General features: G+C 70.8%; 24 protein-coding genes and 1 other RNA gene. 15 read left to right on the top strand and 10 right to left on the bottom strand.

The window, feature by feature from the left end:
• The first annotated feature begins 17 nt into the window (after positions 1-17).
• Positions 18-1250 (top strand): MFS transporter, encoded by a 1233-nt coding sequence (locus tag ACNAVT_RS14140; protein ID WP_416296337.1) that lies wholly within the window; start codon positions 18-20, stop codon positions 1248-1250.
• Between the two features lie 63 nt (positions 1251-1313).
• Here ACNAVT_RS14140 and ACNAVT_RS14145 read toward each other — a convergent pair whose 3' ends face one another.
• Entirely contained in the window at positions 1314-2075 is a 762-nt protein-coding gene (locus ACNAVT_RS14145; protein WP_416296339.1) for a sulfite exporter TauE/SafE family protein, read from the bottom strand.
• 114 nt (positions 2076-2189) lie between these two features.
• Between ACNAVT_RS14145 and rnpB the strand changes: the two genes are divergently transcribed.
• Positions 2190-2599, top strand: an RNA gene (gene rnpB / locus ACNAVT_RS14150) — RNase P RNA component class A.
• Between the two features lie 396 nt (positions 2600-2995).
• Positions 2996-3355 (top strand): hypothetical protein, encoded by a 360-nt coding sequence (locus ACNAVT_RS14155; protein ID WP_416296341.1) that lies wholly within the window; start codon positions 2996-2998, stop codon positions 3353-3355.
• Positions 3356-3948: 593 nt separating this feature from the next.
• Here the strand turns inward: ACNAVT_RS14155 and ACNAVT_RS14160 are convergent.
• Positions 3949-4194: a DUF6879 family protein gene (locus ACNAVT_RS14160; protein ID WP_416296342.1), complete on the bottom strand. Its 246-nt coding sequence runs from the start codon at positions 4192-4194 to the stop codon at positions 3949-3951.
• A 221-nt stretch (positions 4195-4415) separates the two neighbouring features.
• Here ACNAVT_RS14160 and ACNAVT_RS14165 point away from each other — a divergent pair, with 221 nt between their 5' ends.
• The 5 genes from ACNAVT_RS14165 to ACNAVT_RS14185 all read left to right on the top strand — a co-directional run bounded on the left by ACNAVT_RS14165 (position 4416) and on the right by ACNAVT_RS14185 (position 8009).
• A complete protein-coding gene (locus ACNAVT_RS14165; protein WP_416296344.1) occupies positions 4416-4958 on the top strand; it encodes a tyrosine-type recombinase/integrase in 543 nt (180 codons plus the stop codon).
• A 419-nt stretch (positions 4959-5377) separates the two neighbouring features.
• Positions 5378-5506: a hypothetical protein gene (locus ACNAVT_RS14170; RefSeq protein WP_416296345.1), complete on the top strand. Its 129-nt coding sequence runs from the start codon at positions 5378-5380 to the stop codon at positions 5504-5506.
• 151 nt (positions 5507-5657) lie between these two features.
• Entirely contained in the window at positions 5658-6137 is a 480-nt protein-coding gene (locus ACNAVT_RS14175; protein ID WP_416296347.1) for a hypothetical protein, read from the top strand.
• Positions 6138-6357: 220 nt separating this feature from the next.
• Positions 6358-6930 (top strand): GrpB family protein, encoded by a 573-nt coding sequence (locus ACNAVT_RS14180; protein ID WP_416296348.1) that lies wholly within the window; start codon positions 6358-6360, stop codon positions 6928-6930.
• A 719-nt stretch (positions 6931-7649) separates the two neighbouring features.
• Positions 7650-8009, top strand: a complete 360-nt coding sequence (locus ACNAVT_RS14185) for a hypothetical protein (protein ID WP_416296350.1) — start codon at positions 7650-7652, stop codon at positions 8007-8009.
• A 317-nt stretch (positions 8010-8326) separates the two neighbouring features.
• Here ACNAVT_RS14185 and ACNAVT_RS14190 read toward each other — a convergent pair whose 3' ends face one another.
• Positions 8327-8668 carry a hypothetical protein gene (locus ACNAVT_RS14190; protein WP_416296352.1) on the bottom strand — a complete coding sequence of 114 codons (342 nt, stop codon included), beginning with the start codon at positions 8666-8668 and terminating at the stop codon, positions 8327-8329.
• Between the two features lie 360 nt (positions 8669-9028).
• Between ACNAVT_RS14190 and ACNAVT_RS14195 the strand changes: the two genes are divergently transcribed.
• On the top strand, positions 9029-9808 hold the full coding sequence (locus tag ACNAVT_RS14195) for a YcnI family protein (RefSeq protein ID WP_416296354.1): 780 nt from the start codon (positions 9029-9031) through the stop codon (positions 9806-9808).
• Between the two features lie 127 nt (positions 9809-9935).
• On the opposite strand, the gene ACNAVT_RS14200 is transcribed toward ACNAVT_RS14195, so the two are convergent.
• Both ACNAVT_RS14200 and sigJ read right to left on the bottom strand, forming a co-directional pair.
• Positions 9936-11132 carry an NAD(P)/FAD-dependent oxidoreductase gene (locus ACNAVT_RS14200; protein WP_416296356.1) on the bottom strand — a complete coding sequence of 399 codons (1197 nt, stop codon included), beginning with the start codon at positions 11130-11132 and terminating at the stop codon, positions 9936-9938.
• Positions 11133-11225: 93 nt separating this feature from the next.
• Entirely contained in the window at positions 11226-12170 is a 945-nt protein-coding gene (gene sigJ, locus ACNAVT_RS14205; protein ID WP_416296358.1) for an RNA polymerase sigma factor SigJ, read from the bottom strand.
• Positions 12171-12290: 120 nt separating this feature from the next.
• Here sigJ and ACNAVT_RS14210 point away from each other — a divergent pair, with 120 nt between their 5' ends.
• Positions 12291-12899: a hypothetical protein gene (locus ACNAVT_RS14210; protein WP_416296360.1), complete on the top strand. Its 609-nt coding sequence runs from the start codon at positions 12291-12293 to the stop codon at positions 12897-12899.
• A gap of 48 nt (positions 12900-12947) precedes the next feature.
• Here the strand turns inward: ACNAVT_RS14210 and ACNAVT_RS14215 are convergent, their stop codons facing one another.
• A complete protein-coding gene (locus tag ACNAVT_RS14215; RefSeq protein WP_416296362.1) occupies positions 12948-13073 on the bottom strand; it encodes a hypothetical protein in 126 nt (41 codons plus the stop codon).
• A gap of 178 nt (positions 13074-13251) precedes the next feature.
• Between ACNAVT_RS14215 and ACNAVT_RS14220 the strand changes: the two genes are divergently transcribed.
• Positions 13252-13989, top strand: a complete 738-nt coding sequence (locus ACNAVT_RS14220; RefSeq protein WP_416296363.1) for a class I SAM-dependent DNA methyltransferase — start codon at positions 13252-13254, stop codon at positions 13987-13989.
• Positions 13990-14011: 22 nt separating this feature from the next.
• Here ACNAVT_RS14220 and ACNAVT_RS14225 read toward each other — a convergent pair whose 3' ends face one another.
• Positions 14012-15082, bottom strand: a complete 1071-nt coding sequence (locus ACNAVT_RS14225; RefSeq protein WP_416296365.1) for a DNA glycosylase AlkZ-like family protein — start codon at positions 15080-15082, stop codon at positions 14012-14014.
• Positions 15083-15117: 35 nt separating this feature from the next.
• The gene (locus ACNAVT_RS14230; protein WP_416296367.1) at positions 15118-16392 is read right to left on the bottom strand and encodes a M48 family metallopeptidase; all 1275 of its coding nucleotides are present in this window, start codon (positions 16390-16392) and stop codon (positions 15118-15120) included.
• 253 nt (positions 16393-16645) lie between these two features.
• Between ACNAVT_RS14230 and ACNAVT_RS14235 the strand changes: the two genes are divergently transcribed.
• From ACNAVT_RS14235 to npdG, 4 genes are all read left to right on the top strand, one after another.
• Positions 16646-16849 carry a hypothetical protein gene (locus ACNAVT_RS14235; protein WP_416296369.1) on the top strand — a complete coding sequence of 68 codons (204 nt, stop codon included), beginning with the start codon at positions 16646-16648 and terminating at the stop codon, positions 16847-16849.
• Between the two features lie 75 nt (positions 16850-16924).
• Complete coding sequence (locus tag ACNAVT_RS14240; RefSeq protein ID WP_416296370.1) at positions 16925-17803, top strand: histone; 879 nt, start codon at positions 16925-16927, stop codon at positions 17801-17803.
• A gap of 76 nt (positions 17804-17879) precedes the next feature.
• Positions 17880-19343, top strand: coding sequence for an RNB domain-containing ribonuclease (locus ACNAVT_RS14245; RefSeq protein ID WP_416296372.1), 1464 nt, complete (start codon positions 17880-17882; stop codon positions 19341-19343).
• 112 nt (positions 19344-19455) lie between these two features.
• Positions 19456-20154, top strand: a complete 699-nt coding sequence (gene npdG, locus ACNAVT_RS14250; protein ID WP_416296374.1) for an NADPH-dependent F420 reductase — start codon at positions 19456-19458, stop codon at positions 20152-20154.
• A 60-nt stretch (positions 20155-20214) separates the two neighbouring features.
• Here the strand turns inward: npdG and panB are convergent, their stop codons facing one another.
• Entirely contained in the window at positions 20215-21060 is an 846-nt protein-coding gene (panB, locus tag ACNAVT_RS14255; RefSeq protein WP_416296376.1) for a 3-methyl-2-oxobutanoate hydroxymethyltransferase, read from the bottom strand.
• 137 nt (positions 21061-21197) lie between these two features.
• Positions 21198-22961 (bottom strand): NAD+ synthase, encoded by a 1764-nt coding sequence (locus ACNAVT_RS14260; RefSeq protein ID WP_416296378.1) that lies wholly within the window; start codon positions 22959-22961, stop codon positions 21198-21200.
• Between the last annotated feature and the right edge of the window lie 64 nt (positions 22962-23025).

Genomic DNA, 23025 nt, shown 5'->3' on the forward strand with positions numbered 1-23025 from the left:
CTATCTTGGGAGGCGGAGTGGATCGGCGTTCCGAGCCCAACCGCAGTGCCATCTACGCCACCACGCTGGTGGCCTTCCTCGCCATCGCCGGCATCGCCGTGGTGGACCCGATCCTGCCCGCCATCGGCGAGGCGATCGGGGTCACGGCCTGGCAGGTCGAGCTGCTGTTCACCGCGTACATCGCGGTGATGGCGGTCGGCATGATCCCGGCGACCCTGGCCAGCGGGAAGTTTGGTTTCAAACCCGTGCTGATCACCGGCGTGACGGTGGTCGGCCTCGCCGCGATCCTCGCGTCGTTCAGCAACGACATCGTGCAGCTCTCCGTGCTGCGCGGCGTGTGGGGGCTGGGCAACGCGATGTTCTTCGCCACCGCGATGGTGGTGCTGGTCAACCTCGCCAACGACCGGGAGTGGGTCGTCGGCCTCTTCGAGACCGCGCTCGGGCTCGGCTTCGCCGTCGGCCCGCTGATCGGCGGTCTGCTGGGCGAGGTGAGCTGGCGGCTACCGTTCTTCGTCTGCGGCGTCTTCATGGTGCTCGCGCTGGGCGTCGCCGCGCGCAAGCTCCGCGAGCCGGCCCGCCGGCAGCCCCCGGTACGCGTCGGCCAGATCTTCTCGACCTACCGCAAGCCGGCGTTCATCACCCTCTGCGTGGTGACCGCCGCGTACAACTTCGTCTTCTTCGTGGTGCTCGGCTACACCCCGCTCTACCTGCACCTCGACGTGATCCCGCTGGGGCTGGCCTTCACCGGCTGGGGTCTCGGCCTGGCCGCCGGCATCCTGCTGATCGGCCACCGGCTGGCGCACCGGATCGGCGCGGTGCAGACCGTCGGCGTCGCCATCGCCGGCCTGCTGGTCTGCATGGTCCTCTTCGCCACATCCTCGGGCACCACCGAGTCGCTGGTGGTGCTGGTGCTCGCCGGCCTCTTCATGGGTCTGGCCAACGCCAACCTCACCGACCTGGCGCTCGGCCTCGGCTCCAACGACCGCCGGGTCGCCACCGGCGCGTTCAACCTGGTCCGTTGGGGCGCCGCCGCGCCGGCCCCGATCATCTCCGGCAAACTCGCCGAACACGGGCTGGCCCTGCCGTTCTGGGTCGGCTTCGGGGTGCTCGCCGTCGGCGTGGTGATCTACCTCGCCTTCGCGCACCTGATGGCCGCCGGCTACGGCGAGCGGGTGCTCTGGTCGGGGTGGAACCGGGCCGCCCGCCGCGCCGAGCACTCCCCGGAGGAGCCGGTCGGCGAGGCGTACTGACCTTCCCCTCCTGATCGGACCGCCCCGGCGCAGCGTCGCGCCGGGGCGATCCGGTGTCCGGGGTCAGCGCAGCGCGCGCCAGAGCAGGTAGAGGCCGATCACCGTGCCGAACAGCACGATGACGGTCTTCAGCACCACCGACGGGAGCCGGCGGACCAGCCGGGCACCGACGTACCCGCCGATCACCGTGGCCGGTGCGACCACCGCGGCGGCCGCCCAGTCGACCGGCCCGAAGAGCGCGAACACCACCAGCGTGGTCAGCCCCACCACCGCCGAGAGCAGATTCTTGATGGCGCTCACCCGGGCGAGGGTGGTGTCCAGCACCAGCGCCAGGCCGGCCACCAGCATCACCCCGAGCGCCGCGCCGAAGTAGCCGCCGTACACCGAACCGAGCCCGACCATGGCCTGCACCGTGACGGTACGGCGGCGCGGGCTGAGGTGGGCCGGGTGGCCGACGAGCCGGCGCAGCGGATCCTGAAAGGCCAGCACGGCGGTCGCGCCGAGCACCAGGAACGGCACCACCACCTCGAACGCCCGCGCCGGGGTGGACAGCAGCAGCAGGCAGCCGACGATCGCGCCGACGATCGCGGTGGGCAGCAGGCTCCACAGCTTGCGCCCGCGCGGTAGGTCCATCCGGCTGCCGGCCACAGCGGCCACGTAGCCGGGGAAGACCGACACGGAGTTGGTGACGTTGGCGGGCACCGGGGGCAGGCCGATCGCGATCAGGGCCGGGAAGGTGATGAGGGAACCGCCCCCGGCCGCCGCGTTCACCATGCCCGCGGCGAGACCGGCGGCGAGCAGGAGCGCGGCGTCGGAGAGGTTCATGGTCCCCCGAGGCTAGTACGCCCCGACGGAAGCAACTTTTCGCTACCCTGCCGCGTCGTCGCCCGGGCGGAAATGGTTGGGGCGGACCTGTCGTTAGGATGAGGGCGCGACGGACGAGTCGACCGGGCGGTCGCGTCGACGGGCTCCGGCCCGTCGCCGAGGAACGTCCGGACTCCACAGGGCAGGGTGGTTGCTAACGGCAACCCGGGGTGACCCGCGGGACAGTGCCACAGAAAACAGACCGCCGGCCCGATACGGGACGGTAAGGGTGAAACGGTGGGGTAAGAGCCCACCAGCATCCCGGGTGACCGGGATGGCTCGGTAAACCCCACCCGGAGCAAGGCCAAGAAAGGGCCGTCACCGCAAGATGACGGTTCGCGCAGACGCTTGAGGGCTGCCCGCCCGATGTCTGCGGGTAGGCCGCTGGAGCCTGCCGGCGACGGTAGGCCGAGATGGATGGCCGCCGCCGACGCGCCTTCGGGCCGCGTCGGTCACAGAATCCGGCGTACAGGTCGACTCGTCCGTCGCCCACCAGGTCAGAGCCACGATCAAGGCTCTGGCCTGGTTCTATGTCCGGGCGTCGATGGCCGGTGATGGTCAACGTTGGTCGGCGTTCCACGCCCTGGAGACGCCCTGACTTGAGCCGTGGAGCTTCAGTTTGGAAGAGCGTGCTCAAGCGGTCGTGATGCCCGAAACGCCTGCGGGCGGTGGCCGGCCCGGTTGCGTCTCGTGCCCACTCGTGCCCGCTGGGCGCCACGGTTACTGGCCCACGGATGGCCCATGCCGGCCTTCGAATTAGAAGAAGATCGTGGATGGCTGGTCGGGCAGCGGCTCCCCTGGTCAGCCCGTCCGTGGTTGTCGGGCAGCGTCGGTGCCTGCCGGAAGTCTTGGCTGTATGGATGGCTGTACAGTCGCTGGCCGTGAGCGGAGACGTGGTTTTGCTTCTTGGTACCGCCGAGCCGGACGGTTCACCCTCACTGGAGCGGATCGCGCCAGAGGTCGCACGGGCGCTCGACCTCAAAGACTTGAGAACCGGCGACCATCCGTATGTCATTGGCGACGGGGAGGATTTCAAGGTTTGGCTCAGCTTCCACCCCGAAGACGAGGAGCCGCACCTCAGTCACCCCATTTGGGTAGACGTGGCGACAGAAATGGGCGCCGAGTACGAGGTCGGCAGGAGGTTGTTCCAGAGGCTGGCAGACAGCGGGCGCTTCCGTGTGGTGCTGTTCCTCGACTGGGACTGCGACCGGTCGACGCACTTTTCGTGCCAGGACTGGTGACTTGGCGGTACCGCTAGAGGCCGAGTGCGGCGGATCTCCTCGTCGGGCAGTCGTAGACCGTCCGGGGAGCTGAACGGGCGGCTATATCGTCTCGGCGTGTGAGCGACGTGACATTGCTTGTTGGTACTGCTGAACCAGGCGATCCGCCCTCGCTGGCGCGGTTCGCGGCAGAGGTTGCAGGAGTGCTCGGCCTCGCAGACTTGGAATGGGTCGGCAACCCCAAGTGCGTTCTTGGTGACGGGAGAGATTTTCGCGCTTGGGTCCAGTTCCACCCTCATCACGAGGAGCCACACCTTAGCCACCCCTTCTGGGTAGATATAGCCACCGAGAAGGGCTCGGAGCCCGAGGTAGGCAGGAGGCTGTTCCAGGAGTTGGCGGAGACCGGGCGCTTCCGTGTGGTGCTGTGGCTGGACGGGGTTTGCGAACAGTCGACGCATTTACCGTGCGAGGACTGCTGAACTCGCGGTACTGCCAGGAGCGAGTGCGGCGGATCTCCTCGTCGGGCAGTCGTAGACCGTCCAGCGCAGGCGATCGGCCAGTCCTTCGGGCTGGGTCAGCCACTCTTCCATCGGGTTCATGGGTGACTCCTCGTGCTAGGCAGCTGCGCTCCGCGCGTTGTCCGGAGCGGCGTAGTGGACTGCCAGGTCCCGCCACGCACACGCCTGCACCACGGTCGCCGGGTCGGTCACCAACTCGTTGCTGATCCGGTGGCCCACCTCATCAAACCGTTCTTTGGCCACCGGCACCTGTCGGCCATCAATCCGGGCCAGATCCGTGAGTGGGACCGTAACATGGTCGGTGTTCTCGCCCCTGCCTCCCGTGCCGTGGTATTGACCCACCTCCGCTCGATCCTCGCGGCGGCAGTGGACGACGAGCGCATCGCCAAGAACCCATGCTCCGCCCGTTCCGTGATTCCACCCCGGGCAGTGCAGCGGAAGGTGGTGCCCTGGAAGCCGCAGGAGGTTGCCGCGGTACGGGCCAACCTGTCCGAGCGCTACGGGGTCGCGGTTGACCTGGGCGGTGGCTGCGGCCTCCGTCAGGGGGAATCTTCGGCCTCTCTGTGGCCGACATCGACTTCGACGGCGGCTGGCTGCACATCGTTCGTCAGGTCAAGTACGTCCGGTCCCGGCTCGTCTTCGGACTTTCCAAGACCGACCGGGACCGCCGTGTGCCGCTGCCTGGCACCGTCGCGCGAGCCCTGCAGGCGCACCTCGACCGGTTCCCACCGGTCCACGTCACTCTCCCATGGGAAGACCCGGCCAGCGCCGAGACGCAGACTCACGCCCTGGTCCTCACTACCACCCGCGACGGAGCGCTCCGGCGAACCACCTTCGACAAGGTCGCATGGCGGCCCGCCGTTCGTGCCGCTGGCATGGTTTCGAGCCGTTCTACCGGCATGCACGCCCTGCGGCACTTCTACGCCTCGGCGCTTCTGGACGCGGGGGAGAGCATCAAGGCCCTCGCGTCCTACCTCGGTCACACCGATCCCGGCTTCACCCTCCGGGTCTATACCCACCTCATGCCGTCGAGCGAGGAACGAACGCGGCAGGCGATCGACAACCTCTTCCCGGATCTCGTTGCGGAGGAGGGAGACGCCCTGTAGACGGCCTGGCGGCCATGACCAGCGGTGTTTGTGCAGCTCACGGCATGTGTGGTCGTCATAATCCGGCGTACAGGTCGACTCGTCCGTCGCCCACCAGGTCAGAGCCGCGATCAAGGCTCTGGCCTGGTTCTATGTTCGGGTGTCGATGGTCGGTGATGGTCAACATTGGTCGGCGTTCGACGCCCTGGAGACGCCCTGACTTGAGCTGCGGAGCTTCAGTTTGGAAGAGCGTGCTCAAGCGGCCGTGATGCCCGAAACGCCTGCGGGCGGCGGCCGGCCCGATCGCGTCTCGTGCCCGCTCGTGCCCGCTGCGCGCCACGGTTACTGGGCCCACGGATGGCCCATGCCGGCCTTCGCGTGGTCTTCGCTCTACGAGTGGCTGTAGCGACAGCGGCGGCCGATCCCTATAGTCCGCGATCATGGAACAGTCTGTCGCAGCCGTTCTCCTCTACGTTCTGAGTCTGTTCGTCCTCTACTGGGTGATCCGCCTGGCTGTCCGGCACGCGATCCACGACGGCCACAAGCGCCGGTCACGTGGTGGATCGTGAACGTCGGGGAGCCGGCTTAGGCCGCATTCTCGGCCGTCCTTCCCCTGCCCGCCCGCATTCGCCATCCTCTTGCGGACTGGATGCCGACCGCGCCCCTCCTGAGCGTCTGTGGCCGCTACGGGACTGGCAACCTGGGCCTACGATCCTGCGCATGAACGCGTCGCGAGTCCGCCTGCTTACCTGCATGGTCATCCCGCTCCTGACGGCCTGCGGCGCCGAGCCCTCCGGCCCAGTGGAGGCCATGCCGATGACTTACACCTGCTGTGAGGCCTTGGACGTCGACAAGCCGTACCAGCCTGGCCAGACCTTGACCGTGGATTGGACTGTCGAGTCCCCGGAGGAGCCGGGCGGAACCCCACCGCAGGTCGAGTTGGCCGCACTCCTGACGGGTCCGTTCGCCACCGTAGGTGACCTCAAAGCCGCGACAGAAGGCACCCCAACCGTTCCGGGGCTAGTCACCTTCGCGGCCGCACCGGTCCGACCATCCGGCATGCCCGACGAACGACCCGTCAGCACCATCGTGATTGGTCCCGACGCCAAGCCGGGTTACTACAACCTGGTCACCTCCGTGGTCGGCGCGGGCAACACGGTGAGCGGGGCCAGCATCATCCGGGTGGTGCCCATGCCCTGAGCGTCGGGGCTCGCGTCCCCCATGTGCGTCAGGTGACCCGACCGGCCTGGGGATTAGAAGAAGATCGCGGATGGCTGGTCAGGTAGCTGCTTCCCTGGTCAGCCCGTCTGCCGTTGTCGGGTGGCATCGGCGTCAGCGGGTGGTCTTGGCTGTATGGCTGGCTGTACAGCCGAAGCTCACTGGGGCTGCGCATGTCGCACCTGGTCGGTAGGAAGGGCACATGAACGGGCAGCCGGGCAACGCACTCTGGTATCGGGCGGCACGGGTTCAGGTCCAGATGTACCACCCGAGCTGGCCCGAGCGCTATGCCGAGGAAGCCGAGTTGCTGGCGCGTACGCTTGCGGACTCGTTGCTTGCGGTGGAGCACGTCGGGAGTACGGCGGTTCCTGGCCTGGCGGCAAAGCCCGTTATCGACATCCTCGCCGCTGTCCGGGACTTCAACGGTTTCCTGGCGCTGGTGGAGCGCCTACAGGAGATCGGCTACACCTACACGCCTGAGTCCGAGGCAGACGACCCAAGCCGCCGTGTCTTCCGCAAGGGGCCAGAAGACCTCACCCGGCTCCGCACGCATCACCTGCATGTCACTGAGCAGGACAGCGACTACTGGCGTCGCCTGATGGCCTTCCGGGACTACCTCCGTGCGCACCCGGAAGACGCCGCCTCATACGTCAGGCTGAAACGCGAACTTGCTGCCCGACATGCCGCTGACCCTGGTCGCTACACGAGGGACAAGCGGGACTTCGTGAGGGAGATCGAGCGGAGAGCCGCCAGTCTGCCCCCATCCCCCGGATAGGTGCCAAGGACTGCGGTGCCCGGTCGGGGTCAAGGGTGGCCGTAGGCCATCGGCGTGCCGACGCGCAGCGCCCTTGACGCCGACCGGGTGGCGTAGAGGATCGGGCACCTGGGGGATGGGTCACGCCCTAGTCCTCGTCGTCATCGAACCGCGGACAGCGGCCACGCGACTCGGAGGCAAGCAGCTGTGCTGCGCGGCAGCGATCGCCCCGCCCTCGATGGAGAGCAACCCCGAAGGCGATCGTCCCGCCTCAGCCCTCCATGCTCTTGGTGCTCCGCCAGCATGGCCGGCCGGTCCGGCCGATGCCGGCCGGCGCCGCCTTGATCTGATAGAGCGGAATTCGGCAACGTCATCCGGTGACCTGCTGTCGTGTCCCGGCTGATGCATTACACGACAACCTCGTCCCGGATCTCGTTGCAGAGGAGGGAGACGCCCTGTAGACGCCCTGACAACCATGGCCAGCGGTGTTTGCGCAGCTCACGGCATGTGTAGCCGACAGAATCCGGCGTACAGGTCGACTCGTCCGTCGACCACCAGGTCGCATCTGCCATTGCCCAGCAGTCAGCTTCGGAGGCGAAGGTGTACAGGCGTCCCGCCCGGGCCGCAGCAAACCTGCCCCAACCTCGTCTGGCCTGCGGAAACCCCTCTCGGCACCGCTCAACACCAGCCGCCAGCGCTCGGTAGGCCTGGCTGTACGGATGGCTGTACAGTCGCCGGCCGTGAATGGAGACGTGGTCTTGCTGCTTGCTGCCGCCGAGCCGGACGCTTCACCCTCACTGGACCGGATCACGGCAGAGCTCGCACGGGTGCTCGGTCTCAACCATTTGAGGGTCGGCGATCCGGAGTGCGTCATCGGTGACGGGGAGGATTTCCGGGTCTGGCTGAGCTTCGACCCCGATGACGAGGAGCCGGGCCTCAGCCACCCCTTCCGTCTAGACGTCGCGACCGAGAAGGGCGCCGAGGTCCAGGTCGGCAGGAGGTTGTTCCAGGAGCTGGCAGACGCCGGACGCTTTCGTGTGGTGCTGTTCCTGGACTGGGACTGCGACCGGTCAACACACTTTTCCTGCCAGGACTGGTGACCTGGCGGTACTGCTTCGGGCGAGTGCGCCGCCCCAAGTCCGACTCCGCTCCGCCGGGCGCTACCGCCTGCCCACGCGCTCCACGATTTTCGAGTCGGTCCCTCGGCCCGGGTGTCAGGCATTGATGGGCTCCTCATCGGGCCTCGCGTGCCGTGCGTGGTATGTGTGCCTCCGTCGCCACCACCAGCGCAGTAGCCGGAACAATCCCTTCACGGACTCCGGCAGCAGGAATGGTCCGACAGCAGTTACGACAACGAGCTGCCAGACCCGTGCATCGCCCGGATCGGCCACCCGGTCGAAGACGATCAGCGCGGCCGTCACCAACCAGGGGATGTCTGCCCCCAGTCGCGCACCCTGCGCCGCCAACCCTTCCGTACCGGCGGATCGGGAACCTCGCCCGTGGTCACCACGGCCATCAAGCCGCGCCACGAAACGGCCAGCGTGTAGGCGAGGGTCATCGGGAGCTTCACCAGCGCGATCCAGGCAGCGAACCTCGCAGGGCTAGCGGCCACCTCACCCAGCACGCTCGGAGCTATCGAGGCCAGCACCAGATACGTGACAAGGAGGAGGACGAAGTCGAGGGCGAACCCGAACAGCGGGAGCCCCAGCATGAGCAGCCGGCCCAGCCGTCTAACCTTGCGCGGGCTCATCTCTGTCATGCCGATCATTGTTCGAACGGGTTGCAAGAATCCGCTAGGAAACCTCTGCCATCGCGTTCGCCGTCGACCTGCCGCTGGGGAGAGCGGGCCGCCGCCCGGCCGCTAATTTTCTGCCACCCATCCGCGTTGTTGGCCATCCCTGGCTGGCGTCTGACCGGCCCTGACGCCCTGGGGACGCCCTGATCCTGCCCCATGCGGCTACGGAATCCTCGCGGTCAGGCCGAAACTCTCCGAAGTCGGACAAACGCCGGGCGTGCGCAGTTTGCAATCCCCGGGAACCAGACGGTTCCGGCTTCCGACCAACAACGTGGTGGCCACCCGGTCACCGCGTGCGGGCGGCGTGGGTCGGCTGGCGCGGGTATGTGGATCAAGGAGTTTCTGTTGATGCGTGCACGATCGGTGGCCAGGCTGGCTGCCGCAACCCTTGCTGGAATGCTTGCCGCCGCGACCATCGGAGTCGGCGTGGCGTCTGCGCACGTGACGGTCAATCCGCGTGAGGCGACCCAGGGCGGCTACGCCAAGCTTGCCTTCCGGGTGCCGAACGAGCGGGACAACGCCGGCACGACCAAGCTGGAAGTCGCCTTGCCGGCCGACGCGCCGTTGGCGTCGGTGTCGGTGCGGCCGATGGCGGGATGGACGGTGCAGGTCGAGAAGACCACGCTCGCGAAGCCGATCGAGATGCACGGCAACCAGGTGACCGAGGCACCGTCAAAGATCACGTGGACGGCCGAGGGTGGTGACGCCAACATGATCAAGCCGGGCCAGTTCCAGGAGTTCGAGGTTTCCGTCGGTCCGCTGCCCGAGGCCGACACGATGATCTTCAAGGCGCTGCAGACCTACTCCAACGGCGAGATCGTGCGGTGGATCGAGGAACCCAGCACTAACGGCGCCGAGGCCGAGCACCCGGCCCCTGTCCTCAAGCTCGCCAAGGCCCCGGCCAAGGATGCTGCCGCCACGCCGGCCGCCAACTCGAACAACGTCGCCACGGTCCAAGCCAGCGACACCACTGACACACAGGACGGCCGCACCGGTTGGGCGCTCGCCCTCGGCATCGCCGGGCTGGTCGCCGGGCTTGCCGGCCTGGGCTTCGGCCTGTTGGCGTGGCGGCGTCGACCCACCGCCGGCACGGCGACCGACTGACTCCCTCTGCCAGCCCAAGGTCCGTCGGCTGCCGTCTCGCCGACGAAGCTTTGGCGAAGCCGTCGCCGCATGGACCAGCAGTGAAGCGGGCGCCCTCGCATCGAGGGCGCCCGCTTCGCTTCGTGCCCTACGCCAGCGCCTCGGCGGCCGAGCCCGCCGGCGCCCGCTCCCGCGTGACGCGGCGACGCCGGGTCGGCAGCCCGAGCGTCGGGTTGGCGACGCTCCAGGCGGCGCCCTTGCAGACCAGCTCCTTGTAGACGGCGGCGAGCCGTCCGGCCAGGACCGCCTGCACGGCGCGGTCGTCGGCGGTGACGTACTGGATCAGCCCCTCCTTGCGGCCCAGTGAGATGCACTGGTTGAAGTAGCGGATCGGCACGTTCGGGAGCTTCCCGCCGGTCAGGCGCGCCGCGATCGCGTCGGCGGCCTGCCACGCCGTGGGACCTCCCGTGGCGCACGACATCCGCAGCGGCTTCTCCCCTGGGCCCATCACCATGGCCGCGTCGCCGATGGCGTACACGTCCGGGTGCGAGACCGAGCGCATGGTCCCGTCGACCACGATCTGGCCGGTGCCGGTGATCTCCAGGGCGGTCGCGTTCGCGATCGGGTGGACCGCGAAGCCGGTGGTCCACACGGTGACTGCGGCCGGGATGGCCTTGCCGTCGGCGGTGACGACGCGGTCGGCTTCGACGCCGGTGACGGCGGCGCGCTCGTGCACGGTGATCCTGAGCTTGCCGAAGACCTTCCGCAGGTGCTCGCGGCCCTTGGGCGAGAGCCAGTCGCCGAGGCCGCCGCGGGCGGCGAGGGCGACGTCGAGGTCCGGGCGGGCCTCGGCGATCTCGGTCGCGGCCTCCAGGCCGGTGAGGCCGCCGCCGACGACGACCACGGTCTGCCCGCTGTCGAGGCGGGCCAGGCGCTCGCGCAGCCGCAGTGCTCCGGGGCGGCTGGCGATCTCGTAGGCGTGCTCGGCGGTCCCGGGGACGCCCTGGGTGTTCCAGCCGCTGCCGAGGGCATAGACGAGCGTGTCGTAGGCGAGTTCTTCGGTGCCGTTCGGGTCGATGACGGCGACGGTCCTGCGGTCGACGTCGACGCCGGTGACCTTCGCGAGCCTCAGTTCGACGCCGGTGCCCGCGAACATCTCGCTCAATGGCCGGAGCTTGAGGTCCTGGCCGGTCGCCAGCTGGTGCATGCGGACGCGTTCGACGAAGTCGGGCTCGGCGTTGACGAGGGTGATGGCGACCTCCTCGCGGCGGAGCCGCTTGGCGAGGCGGCCGGCGGCGATGGCTCCGGCGTATCCGGCTCCGAGGACGATGACGCGGTGCTGCATGTCCTTGCTCCTGTCTGGCGCGGGCTTGCCACTTGAACCGGGCGGCCCGCCGTTTCCTGACAGGAACGCGACGTGAAGCACCTCACACCGCGGTCAGAAGGCGTTGAACAGGGGCATCCCGTGGTCGGTGGTCGCCCACTGCGCGGTCGCGCGGTGAAGCTTGTCGGGGTTGACCTGGTTGCGGACCGCGGCGATGCCCCCGGCGGTGACCTCCAGGCACATGACGCCGACGACCCGCCCGCCCAGGACGGCCACGGCGGCGGGGTCGCCGTTGGCGGTCCAGGCGTAGACCTCGGGCGCGCCGCCGACGATGGCGCGCTTGGCCTCACCGGGCCTGAACAGGCCCCACAGGAACTTGGCGACCGCGACAGCGCCCTCGAACGCCTTGGCGCGGGCCGGGACCTTCCCGCCGCCGTCGCCGATAGAGATGGCGTCCTCGGTGAGCAGGCGCACGAGCGGCCCGGTCTGGCCGTTGGTGGCGGCCGCCAGGAACTCCTCGACGATCCGCCGGGCGGCCGCCTCGTCGATCTCGGTGCGGGCCTTGCCGTCCGCGACGTGCTTCTTGGCGCGGCGGAAGATCTGCTGGCTGGCGGCCTCGGTGATGTCGAGGATCTCGGCGATCTCCCGGTGCGGGTAGTCGAAGGCCTCCCGCAGCACGTACACCGCCCGCTCGTTGGGGGAGAGCCGTTCCATGAGGGTGAGGACCGCGTACGAGACCGACTCGCGCTGCTCGGCGGTGTCGGCGGGGCCGAGCATCGGGTCCCCGGCGAGCAGCGGCTCGGGCAGCCACTGGCCCACATAGGTCTCGCGGCGCGCCCGCGCGGAGGTGAGCTGGTTGAGGCACAGGTTGGTGAGGACCTTCGTCAGCCAGGCCTCGGGGACCTCGATGCGGTCGACGTCGGCGGCCTGCCAGCGCAGGAAGGTCTCCTGCACGGCGTCCTCGGCCTCCGCGGCGGAGCCGAGGAGGCGGTAGGCCACGGCCCCCAGACGCGGCCTGCACGCCTCGAACCGGTCGACGTCGTTCGCGGTCAAAGGCATGGCCCGATCCTAGATCGGTGCCTCGCGAATCGGGCCGCCGCCCTTATCGGGCATATCACTCCAGGCGCGGAGCCTGTCCTCCATCATGTGAGAGGGCGGCCAGCACCGGAGGGCGGCGGCATGGACGAAGACGCGCGTGAGCAGGCGCTGCTCACCGCGCTGACCACCGAGCATTTCGTGCTCCAGACCTCCCGCAGCGCCACGATCACCGAGTCCGTCGGGCGGGCGACCGTGTTTCTGTCGCTGCTCTCCGCCGCACTGATCGGGCTGGGCTTCGTCTCCAGCAGCGGCCACCTGACCAAGCCGTACCTCGGTGCGATACTGCCGACCCTGGTGATCACCGGGCTGCTCACGTTCGGCCGGCTGGTGCAGAACATGGTGGAGAACTCGCTGGACCTCAAGCGCATCCAGCGCATCCGCGCCTACTACCACCGCCAGTTCGCCGGCGAGCACGACTTCTTCGCCGATGCGGTGGCAAGCGGGGGCGACGTGCGGGTGATCGCGGCGGCAGTGGGCAACAGGCCGGTTCGCTGGCAGCTGCTGCTGACCACGGCGGCGATGGTGGGTGCGGTCAACGCACTGCTGATCGGCCTGGGCGCGGCCCTGGTGACCGGGCTGGCGGGTGGAGCCCTCGCGCTGGCGATCGCGCTCGGCGTGGCGGTGGCGCTGATCGCCTTCGCCGCACAGCTCCTGCACATCAAACGGGCCTCGCTCTGGCTGTCCAGCTGACCGAAAGCCACCCATCGGGCGGCCTTCGGCCCCCGGTAAGTCGCGCTCTCACTGAAAGAGCCTGCCGGGTCTTCTGGCGCCGGTTGGCTTGTTGACCACGGAGTCCTTGCGCCTGCGGCGCACCACGATCGCGCTCGCCTTCCTTCGCAACCCTCGAAGGATCTTGTCCTTCATCGCAAGCCCCCTCCTCGAGCACGTTTCGCGCATCGCAGCTTGCGTACCCGATGGGGCAGCGGTCATTCACCAGCGTGCGCTCACGCCGGATCCCCGCCGACCCGTCCGTCACCCGGAGGCGGCCCGTCCCGGGGATATTCGAGAGCATCGACGGGTCGCGTCGCGGTACGGTCCGGCGATGACCGACGCGGACGGGTACTTCGGCAAAGCGGTGGCGGCGACCTACGACGACTCGCACTCGGCGATGTTCGCCCCCGAGGTCGTGGCGCGGACGGTCGACGTGCTGGCGGAGCTGGCCGGCACGGGCCGGGCGCTCGAACTGGGCATCGGCACCGGACGGGTCGCGTTGCCGCTCGCCGCTCGCGGCGTACCGGTGCACGGGATCGACCTGTCCGGGGCGATGGCCGACCGGATGCGGGCCAAGCCGGGCAGCGACGCGATCGGCGTGACGATCGGGGACTTCGCCACCGCGCGGGTGGACGGGAGCTTCTCCCTGGCGTACCTGGTGTTCAACACCATCATGAACCTGACCACGCAGGAAGCCCAGGTGGCCTGTTTCCGGAACGTCGCCGAGCATCTGGCACCCGGCGGTCGCTTCGTCATCGAGGTCCTGGTGCCCGAGCTGCGCCGGCTCCCGCCCGGCCAGAACGTGGTGCCCTACCGCGTCGGCCCGAGCGGCTGGGCGTTCGACATCTACGACGTGGCCACGCAGGCCACCAGCTCCAACTACGTCAAGGTGGTCGACGGCCGCGCCGAGTACCGGTCGATCCCGTTCCGGTACGTGTGGCCGGCCGAGCTCGACCTGATGGCGCAGCTCGCCGGCCTGCGCCTGTCTGATCGCTGGGACGGGTGGGACCGGGCGCCGTTCACCAGCGAGAGCCGCCAGCACGTCTCGGTCTGGGAGAAGCCGGCCTGAACGGAAGCCGTCGAGGCGGTGGTCAGGACGACGGGAGGCAGACCTCGGGCAGGCCCAGCCAGGACGCCAGCGCCGCCAGCTCCGCGTGCACGGACGCCGTGACCTCCGGGGTGAACGGCACGTCCTCGTGGATCGCGTCCACCCGCAGCACCGCGCCCCTCCGGTCGGCCGTCGCGTCCACCTTGCCGACGAGCCGGTCGCGGTGCAGCACCGGCAGCGCGAAGTAGCCCCAGCGCCGCTGTGCCCTCGGCACGTACATCTCCAGGCGGTATTCGAAGTCGAACAGCTCCAGGGCACGCCGGCGGTCGTGCACCAGCCGGTCGAACGGGGACAGCAGCGCGGTACGTCCGGCGAACCGGACGCCGTCCAGCGCGGCCGGATCCACCCGCCAGACGCCGGACGTGCGCTCGACCTCGGCCGGCTCGCCGGCCTCGCCGACCACGACGGCCCGGGCGACGCCGAGCGAGCGCAGCCGCCGTTCGTCGCGTGCCCGGTGGGCCTCCTCGGCGGGGACGGCCGACGTGCCGGGCGGGTACACCCGCTCGGCGAGGTCCCAGGTCCGTTGGCGCCCGACCCGGCCGGAGATGGCGACCTCACCGCGCGCGGCGAGGAACTCCAGCATCTGCGTGACGTTGCGGTTGTTGGTCCAGCCGGTCGACGGCCACGACACGACGCTGCGGTCCGGTACGTCGCGGCTCAGCAGCGGGCCGGAGTCGCGCAGCAGGTCCAGCACGTACCGGCGGAACGCGTCGTTGGCCGCCAGCCAGTCCCGGCGCCGGGCGTCCTCCGGCCAGACCGCCATCTCGGCAAGGTGCAGCCCCAGGTCGGCCATCGGCCGCACCATCGCCCGGTGCTCGAACAGGGCACGGTCGGCCTCCAGCGCCCGGGTCAGCTGGCTCGGCCGATACGCGGCGCCGAGCCGGGTCCAGGCGACCAGGTCGGCGTTGGGCGCCACGGCGGCGGTCGGGTCGATCTGGAGGAACGTCAGCCGGTCCACCACCGCCAGCAGGTCGGTGGGCCGCTCCGCGTCGAGCAATTGGGCGCGGACGGCAACACGGCGGGCGGTGGCGCGGTCGAGCCGGTGCGGGGCCATGCGGAGAGGCTACTGCCCGCCCGAGCGGCCGGGTCTCAAGCGGACCAGCTCACGATCCGGCCCACCCGCTCGTAGTGCGTGGTCAGCTCCGCGTCGATCCGCTCGGCGCGGGCCTCGGTGAGCACCACCCCGGGGTCCTGCCACGGTCGCGCGGTGAGCATCTGGTGGCGCAGGCCCGCGGGCGGATGGGTGGCGAACAACGACGTGTGCTCCCGGATGGAGAGCTGGCGCACCAGTGGCAGCCATTCGGCGGACCCGGCCAGCGACCGGCCCATCCCCGCCCGCCACGCGGCCGGACCGTGCCCGCCCCGGGCCGCCTGGCGGACCACCAGCGCCACCGACTCGTCGTTGAGCAGCACGTCGAGCAGGCGCGTGGCACCGGCAGTGCCCCCCGCTCGGGCGGACATCTCGTCGGCCAGGTATTCGGCCCGCTGGCTGTCCCGCAGTGCGGTGGAGACCAGCACCAGGTGACCGAGGAAGAGCAGGCGGGACACCGTCCACGACAGGATCCGGCCCAGCCATTCGCCGATCAGCTCCAGCAACCCGCTGCCGTGCGTGCCGTGCGTGGGGCGGAACAGGTCGGCGGCGTTGCCGAGCATCGTCAGCGCCGGGTCGGTCACCAGCAGCCGGCGGACGTCGCCGTTGACGAAGTGGCCGAGCTCGTGGCCGAGCAGCGCGACCCGCGCCTGCCCGTCCAGGGCGCCCCACAGCGGCAGCCCGAGGCAGAGCACCCGCCGCCGGCGTAGCCCCACCGCCGTCGTGTACGCGTTGATGGAGCTGTCGACGCCGATGACGTGCGGCAACGGCGCACCGATCCTGCCCGCCACCTCCTCGATCAGGGCGTGCAGCTCGGGCGCCTGCTCCCGGGTGAGCACCTCCAGGTCGGGGTCGATCCGGCCGAACCGGGGCCGCAGCGCCACCGCCAGCCCGATCAGCGCCAGCCCGGCGACGATCGCGAAGTTCGGGAACGGGTACGCGAACAACAGCCACACCCCGGCCACCGCCAGCGCCAGCACCCCGACCAGGAGCAGCAGCGAGACGGCAACCGTCAGGATTCCGGCGAGGCCCAACCCGGACGACTCCAGCGGGCGGCCGACGAGCGCGGCGTACTGCTGGCGGGTCAGCCGGGTGGCGAGCCGGTGGGTTCGCCGGTCGATCCAGGACCAACCGAACTCGGGCGCCTGCCGGGCCCGGTCGTAGCCGTCGAGGTTCCATTCGCACCGGCCGCACCAGGGCATCGCCTCGCGGATCGACACCGTCGCCGCGCCGCACTCCGGACAGGCCTCCGTACCGGCCTTCGTGGTGATCATGGCGGTCGATCCTGCCGGTAGCCGTCCGTTGGTGGTACCGGCCGTTCAGCGGATCCGCTCACGCCGGCCACGGCAGCCGCTCCAGCATCGCCGACCGAGGTGGGGATTGAGCGGCACCGAGCCGCTGCTTGGGTGCCCCGTCCTTCCCCCGTTCGGCTCCGGCCGGCCCTGAGCAGGTCTACTGTGGAGAACATCGGCGACTATTTGCGGCGTTCCGGTGGCGGCCGGGCGCTATGCGGTGCACAGTGATCGCATGAGCGACAACGGCAGTGGTGGGCACTACTACTGGTGCACCCGACACCACCGGGTCGAGACCGATGCCGACGTGTGCGCGGCGAAACACGTTCTCGGGCCGTATGCCTCAGCCGCCGACGCGGAGAACGCCTTGCAGCAGGTGCAGGAGCGCAACGAAGCGTGGGACGCCGAGGACGCCCGTTGGGCCGGGGAGGACAGGTAGACGGCGCGGGACGGCCCGCGTCGAGGTACTCGTGCTCCGCGAGGGCGGACGCACGTCCCCAAGGAGGGAACCGAGATGGCCGAAGCACAGCAGGCCACCACCCGCCCGGCCACCACCCGTCTGACCACGAAGAAGACCACCGCGGCCAGGCGGACCGTGGGTGCGGCCACGGCCCGCACGGCCACGGTCACGAAGGCGTCCCCTAACGCGTCGGGGGCCGGTGCCGGCCGGGTGCCGGCGAAGAAGGCGGTCGCGAGGAAGGCGACTGCCAAGAAGGTCGTGTCAGCAGCGCGGAAAGCGCCCGCGAAGGCGCCGGCCACGAAGACCACCGCGAAGAAGGCCCCGGCCACGAAGACCACCGCCAAGAAGGCGCCCGCCAAGAAGGCCGCCGTCCGGACGACCACCACGGCGGCGAAGAAGGCTCCCGCGAGGAAGACGACGGCCGCGGCGAAGAAGGCTCCCGCGAAGAAGACGACGGCCGCGGCGAAGAGAACGACGGCCGCTGCCAAGAAGGCCGCCCCCGCCAGGACCACGGCCGCCGCCCGGAAGGTCACCTCCACCGGGAAGAAGGCCACCGCCGCGGTGAAGAAGGCCCCGGCGAAGAAGGCTCCCGCGAAGAAGACGACGGCCGCGAAGGCTCCGGCGAAGAAGGCCGCCGCGAAGAAGACCACCGCCGTGAAGGCCGCCGGGACCCGCCCCACCGGGGGTGCCCGCAAGGCGGCGGCGAAGAAGGCTCCGGCGCGGAAAGCCAGCGGCACCTCCTCGACCGCCACGCGCAAGGCGGCGGGTCGGAAGGCGACCTCCGCGTCGTCCGTGACCCCCCTCGAGGCCAGGACGAGCACCTCGACCGGCACCCACAAGCGGCTCACCGCCGCGCGGAAGCCGGCCGGTACGAGGGTCGTCGCGGGACGGTCGACGGCCAGGCCGGCGAGCGCCCGGAAGGCGACGGGCTGATCCCCGGGTCTGCCGAAGACCGGCGCCCGGCCGCGTCGGGGAGCGGATCACGCGCCGCGCTGTCAGGATTGACGCCGTGGTGATCCGACGCGTACTGGCGCCCCGCATCGACTTCGGCGCGCTGCGCCGCGAGCTGGGACTGCCCGACGGCTTCCCGACCGCGGCGCAGCGCGAGGCCGAGGAGTCGGCCGTCGCGCCGCTGCCGGCCGTCGCGGACCGGACCGACATCCCGTTCGTCACGCTCGACCCGGCGACCTCGCGCGACCTCGACCAGGCGATGCATCTCAGCCGCCGTCCCGGTGGCGGTTTCCGGGTCCGGTACGCGATCGCCGACGTCGCCACCCACGTACGCCCCGGCGGGGCGATGGAGGAGGAGACCTGGCGCCGGGGACAGACCGTCTACCTGCCCGACGGCAACGTGCCGCTGCACCCGCACACGCTCAGCGAGGGTGCGGCCAGCCTGCTGCCCGACGCCGAGCGGGCCGCCGTGGTCTGGACCGTCGACCTCGACGCCGACGGTGGCACGGTGGGCGTCGCACTGGAACGAGCCCGGGTCCGCAGCCGGGCCAAGCTTGACTACTCCGGCGTGCAACTCGCCGCCGACGCCGGCCGGCTGCCCGAGCCGATCGCCCTGCTCCCCGAGATCGGCGCCCTGCTCATCGCGCGCGGGCTGCGCCGGGGCGCGGTCAACCTGCCCCTGCCCGAGCAGGAGGTCGAGCCGGACGGCGACGGCTGGCGGCTGGTGCTGCGCGGGCCCGGCCCGATGGAGGAGCACAACGCGCAGATCTCCCTGCTGACCGGGATGGCCGCAGCCGACATCATGCTCGCCGGCCGGATCGGGCTGCTGCGTACGATGCCGTGGCCGAAGCCGGAGGCGGTCGACCGGCTGCGCCTGGCCGCCGGCCCGCTCGGGGTGACCTGGCCGGCGGGGATGTCGGTCGGCGAGGTGCTGGCCGGGCTGGACGCGTCGCAACCCCGGGCCGCGGCCTTCATCGACCAGGCGGCCGAGCTGATGCGCGGCGCCGCGTACACCGCCTTCGACGGCTCCGTGCCCGAGCATCCGGAGCACGGCGGGGTGGCGGCCGCGTACGCCCACGTCACGGCGCCGCTGCGCCGGCTCGCCGACCGGTACGCGACCGAGGTCTGCCTGGCCCTGCACGAGGGCCGCGAGGTGCCCGACTGGGTCCGCGCCGCGTTGCCGAAGCTGCCGGAGGTGATGGCGAGCACCGATCGGACCGCGTCGGCGGCCACCCGGGGCGCGGTCGAGCTGGCCGAGGCGGTGCTGCTGGAGCAGCGGGTGGGGGAGACTTTCGAGGCGGCCGTGCTGGAGGTGGACGCCCGGCGGCCGGCCGCCGAGGTGCCCCGGCAGCCCGGGAACGGCACCGCCAAGCCGGGTCGCCCACCCGGCGGCACGGTCGCCCTGGACGAGCCCGCGGTCCGCGCCCGGTGCCTCGGCGAGCTGCCGCTCGGCGAGCGCATCGCGGTCCGCCTGGTCTCGGCCGACCCCGCCCAACGCAAAGTCCTCTTCGAACGCGCCTGACGCCCCGTCGTCTCGCGCGCCCACGCGGCCCCCGTGGCCGGCTCAGGACCGTGGGCATGGGCGGACGGGCGGGGCGGCGTGGGCCGCCGGCACGGTTTGCGAGGATGACCGTATGGCTTACGACGCGACCACGCTGCCCGACGTCTCCGGGCTGACCGTCGGCATCATCGGGGGCACCGGTGACCAGGGCCGGGGTCTCGCCTACCGGTTCGCCCGGGCCGGGCAGACCGTGCTGATCGGTTCCCGCGCCGCCGACCGGGCGGCGCAGGCCGCCGCGGAGATCGCCGCGCTACCCGGCATCCCGGCCGGGACAGCGGTGTCCGGCGCGGACAACGACGAGGTCGCCCGGCGCAGCGACGTGGTGATCATCGCGGTGCCGTGGGACGGGCACGCCGCCACCGTCGCCGCCCTCGCGGGGCCGCTCGCCGGCAAGATCGTGGTCGACTGCGTGAACCCGCTGGGCTTCGACAAGCAGGGCCCGTACGCGCTCACCGTCGCGGAGGGCAGCGCCGTGCAGCAGGCCGCCGGGCTGCTTCCCGAGTCCCGGGTCTGCGCCGCGTTCAACCACGTCAGCGCGCCGTTGCTGGCCGACCCGGAGATCGACCGGATCGACCTCGACGTGCTGATCTGCACCGAGGACCGGGAGCTGGTCGGGGTGGTCGCGGCGCTCGCCGCCCGGATCCCCGGCATGCGCGGCATCTACGCCGGCCGGCTGCGCAACGCCCACCAGATCGAGGCGTTCACCGCGAACCTGATCGCGATCAACAAGCGATACAAGGCGCACGCCGGCATCCGCGTCACCGACCTCTGAGCCGCTGCCCGGTGCGGTGGGCGCGGCGGCGGGTACCCACCGCCGCGCCGGATCGTACGGTCAGAAGGTGTGCTCGGCGGCGGGGAACTCGTTGCCACGGACCTCGTCGGCGAAGCGGCGGGTGGCGTCGGTCAGCGTGCCGGCCAGGTCGGCGTAGCGCTTGACGAAGCGGGGCGCCTTGCCGGTGCGCAGGCCGGCCATGTCCTGCCAGACCAGCACCTGGGCGTCGGTGTCCGGGCCGGCGCCGATGCCCACGGTCGGGATCGGCAGCTCGGCGGTGATCCGCTTGGCCACCTCACCGGGCACCATCTCCAGCACCACCGCGAAGGCGCCCGCCTCGGCCACCGCCCGCGCGTCGGCGATCACCTCCTCGGCCGTGTCGCCCCTGCCCTGCACCCGGTAGCCGCCCAGGGTGTGCTCGCTCTGCGGGGTGAAGCCGATGTGCGCCATCACCGGGATGCCGGCCCCGACGATCGCCTCGATCTGTGCGGCGCAGCGCCGGCCCCCCTCCAGCTTCACCGCGTGGCAGCCGCCCTCCTTCATGAACCGCACCGCGGTGCGCAGCGCCTGCGTCGGCCCCTCCTCGTACGAGCCGAAGGGCAGGTCACCGACGATGAGTGACTGCCGGGTCGCCCGTACCACCGCGCGGACCAGGGGCAGCAGCTCCTCGGCGGTCACCGGCAGGGTGGTCTCGTAGCCGAAGACGTTGTTCGCCGCCGAGTCGCCGACCAGCAGCACCGGAATCCCCGCCTGGTCGAAGATCGAGGCGGTGTACTGGTCGTACGAGGTGAGCATCGCCCAGCGCTCGCCGCGCTCCTTGGCGGCGATGAGGTCGCGGGTGCGTACCCGTCGGGTGGCCGGCCCGCCGTACAGGGCGGTCACCTCGGTCGGGGTGGACTCCACCATGACTCTCTCCTTCCTCGAGGCCGCGTTCGCGGTCCCCGGGTTCCGCCCCGATCGTGGCACTCGACGCCCGGGCGACGGCAGGGCGGAGTGGAGGATTTCACTCCCGGCTGCGGGCGCGGGCCGGGGACGACCACCGCTCAGCCGTGCTCGCGCCAGCGGTTGGTGATCGGCAGCCGGCGATCCCGCCCGAACGCCTTCATCGAGATCTTCGTGCCGGGGGCGGACTGCCGCCGCTTGTACTCGGCGGTATCCACCATCCGCAGCACCTTGTCCACGATGGCCGGGTCGTGTCCGGACGCGATCAGGCCGTCCCGGCCCAGGTCGCCGTCGATGTAGCCGATCAGGATCGGGTCGAGGACGTCATAGTCGGGCAGGGTGTCGCTGTCCAGCTGGCCGGGGCTCAGCTCCGCCGACGGCGGCTTGCCGATCGAACTCTCCGGGATCGGCGGGGTCTCGCCGCGGCGCCCGGCATCGGCGTTGCGCCACTTGGCCAGCCGCCAGATCAGCGTCTTCCAGACGTCCTTGACCGGGTTGTAGCCGCCGACCGAGTCGCCGTAGAGGGTGGAGTACCCGACGGCCAGCTCGCTCTTGTTGCCGGTGGTGAGGACCAGGTGGCCCTCCTGGTTCGACAGCGCCATCAGGATCACGCCACGGACCCGGGCCTGGAGGTTCTCCACGGTCACGCCGGAAAGCGACATGTTGGCCAGGAAGGCGTCCACCATGGGCTGGATCGGCTCGGTCCGGTAGACCAGGCCGGTCCGCTTCGCCAGCTCCTCGGCGTCCGCCCGGGAGTGCTCGGAGGAGTGCTGGCTGGGCAGCGACACGCCGACCACCCGGTCCGGGCCGAGCGCGTCCACCGCGATGGCCGCCGACACCGCCGAGTCGATGCCGCCGGAGAGGCCGAGCACCACCGACGGGATGCGGTTCTTGTTGACGTAGTCGCGCAGGCCCAGCACCAGCGCCTGCCACACCTCGGCCTCGTCGGCGACCGGCTCGATGATCCCGCCGACGGCGACCTGCCCGGGCGGGGCCGGCGAGGGGATGTCACCGACCGTGACCCGGACCACCCGCATCCCGTCGGCCAGCTCCTCGTCGCCGCCGGCCGGCTGCCGCGCCGCGGGCAGCTCGACGTCGTGCAGCAGCAGGTGCTCGACGAACTGCGGGGCCCGGGCCAGCAGCGTGCCGTCCGCGCTGACGATCATCGAGTCGCCGTCGTAGACCAGCTCGTCCTGGCCACCGATCATGTTCACGTACGCGACGGTGGCGCCGGCCTCCGCGGCCCGGCGCCGGACCAGCGGCAGCCGGACGTCGTCCTTGTTCAGCTCGTACGGCGAGCCGTTGATGTTGACCACCAACCCGACGCCGGCCTGCCGGGCCACCGCGAACGGACCACCGGCCTGCCAGAGGTCCTCGCAGATGGTCAGCGCGACGTCCACGCCGCCGATCCGCGCCACGGTGAGCGTCGTGCCGGGGACGAAGTAGCGGTCCTCGTCGAAGACGCCGTAGTTGGGCAGGTGGTGCTTGTAGTAGGTGGCCACGACCGCGCCCCGGTGCAGCAGCGCGGAGGCGTTTCGGGCGCCCCGGCCCGGCTGGGCGTCGCTGCTGATCTGCGGCGGACCGTCCGCGTCGAGGTAGCCGACCACGACCGGCAGGTCGCCCAGCCCGTCCGCGGCCAGGTCGGCGGCGAGCCGCTCCAGCGCGGCCCTCGACGCGGCGATGAAGGACGGGCGGAAGACCAGGTCCTCGACCGGGTAGCCGGTCACCATCAGCTCCGGAAAGAGGGCGAGCTGTGCACCGGCGTCGGCGGCCTCGCGGGCCCGGGCGCGGACCTGGTCGGCGTTGCCGGCGAGGTCGCCGACCGTGGGGTTGACCTGGCACAGGGCGAGACGCAGGGTGGGCATGTTCCTCATCTTGCCGCAGCGGGGCGGGTCGGACCCGGCCGGACGCGGGAGACCCGGCGGCCCC

Source organism: Micromonospora sp. SL4-19 (genome assembly GCF_047921475.1).
GTDB lineage: Bacteria > Actinomycetota > Actinomycetes > Mycobacteriales > Micromonosporaceae > Micromonospora.

Excerpts from the sequence above, each read along its gene's own strand:
- npdG (WP_416296374.1), top strand. The coding sequence starts at position 19,456 with ATGGCTTACGACGCGACCACGCTGCCCGACGTCTCCGGGCTGACCGTC.
- ACNAVT_RS14215 (WP_416296362.1), bottom strand. The coding sequence starts at position 13,073 with ATGAAGGACAAGATCCTTCGAGGGTTGCGAAGGAAGGCGAGCGCGATC.
- ACNAVT_RS14230 (WP_416296367.1), bottom strand. The coding sequence starts at position 16,392 with ATGATCACCACGAAGGCCGGTACGGAGGCCTGTCCGGAGTGCGGCGCG.
- ACNAVT_RS14225 (WP_416296365.1), bottom strand. The coding sequence starts at position 15,082 with ATGGCCCCGCACCGGCTCGACCGCGCCACCGCCCGCCGTGTTGCCGTC.
- sigJ (WP_416296358.1), bottom strand. The coding sequence starts at position 12,170 with ATGCCTTTGACCGCGAACGACGTCGACCGGTTCGAGGCGTGCAGGCCG.
- ACNAVT_RS14145 (WP_416296339.1), bottom strand. The coding sequence starts at position 2,075 with ATGAACCTCTCCGACGCCGCGCTCCTGCTCGCCGCCGGTCTCGCCGCG.
- ACNAVT_RS14240 (WP_416296370.1), top strand. The coding sequence starts at position 16,925 with ATGGCCGAAGCACAGCAGGCCACCACCCGCCCGGCCACCACCCGTCTG.
- ACNAVT_RS14260 (WP_416296378.1), bottom strand. The coding sequence starts at position 22,961 with ATGCCCACCCTGCGTCTCGCCCTGTGCCAGGTCAACCCCACGGTCGGC.
- ACNAVT_RS14200 (WP_416296356.1), bottom strand. The coding sequence starts at position 11,132 with ATGCAGCACCGCGTCATCGTCCTCGGAGCCGGATACGCCGGAGCCATC.
- ACNAVT_RS14180 (WP_416296348.1), top strand. The coding sequence starts at position 6,358 with ATGAACGGGCAGCCGGGCAACGCACTCTGGTATCGGGCGGCACGGGTT.
- ACNAVT_RS14195 (WP_416296354.1), top strand. The coding sequence starts at position 9,029 with ATGTGGATCAAGGAGTTTCTGTTGATGCGTGCACGATCGGTGGCCAGG.
- ACNAVT_RS14175 (WP_416296347.1), top strand. The coding sequence starts at position 5,658 with ATGAACGCGTCGCGAGTCCGCCTGCTTACCTGCATGGTCATCCCGCTC.
- ACNAVT_RS14210 (WP_416296360.1), top strand. The coding sequence starts at position 12,291 with ATGGACGAAGACGCGCGTGAGCAGGCGCTGCTCACCGCGCTGACCACC.
- ACNAVT_RS14235 (WP_416296369.1), top strand. The coding sequence starts at position 16,646 with ATGAGCGACAACGGCAGTGGTGGGCACTACTACTGGTGCACCCGACAC.
- panB (WP_416296376.1), bottom strand. The coding sequence starts at position 21,060 with ATGGTGGAGTCCACCCCGACCGAGGTGACCGCCCTGTACGGCGGGCCG.
- ACNAVT_RS14220 (WP_416296363.1), top strand. The coding sequence starts at position 13,252 with ATGACCGACGCGGACGGGTACTTCGGCAAAGCGGTGGCGGCGACCTAC.
- ACNAVT_RS14170 (WP_416296345.1), top strand. The coding sequence starts at position 5,378 with ATGGAACAGTCTGTCGCAGCCGTTCTCCTCTACGTTCTGAGTCTGTTC.
- ACNAVT_RS14190 (WP_416296352.1), bottom strand. The coding sequence starts at position 8,668 with ATGACAGAGATGAGCCCGCGCAAGGTTAGACGGCTGGGCCGGCTGCTC.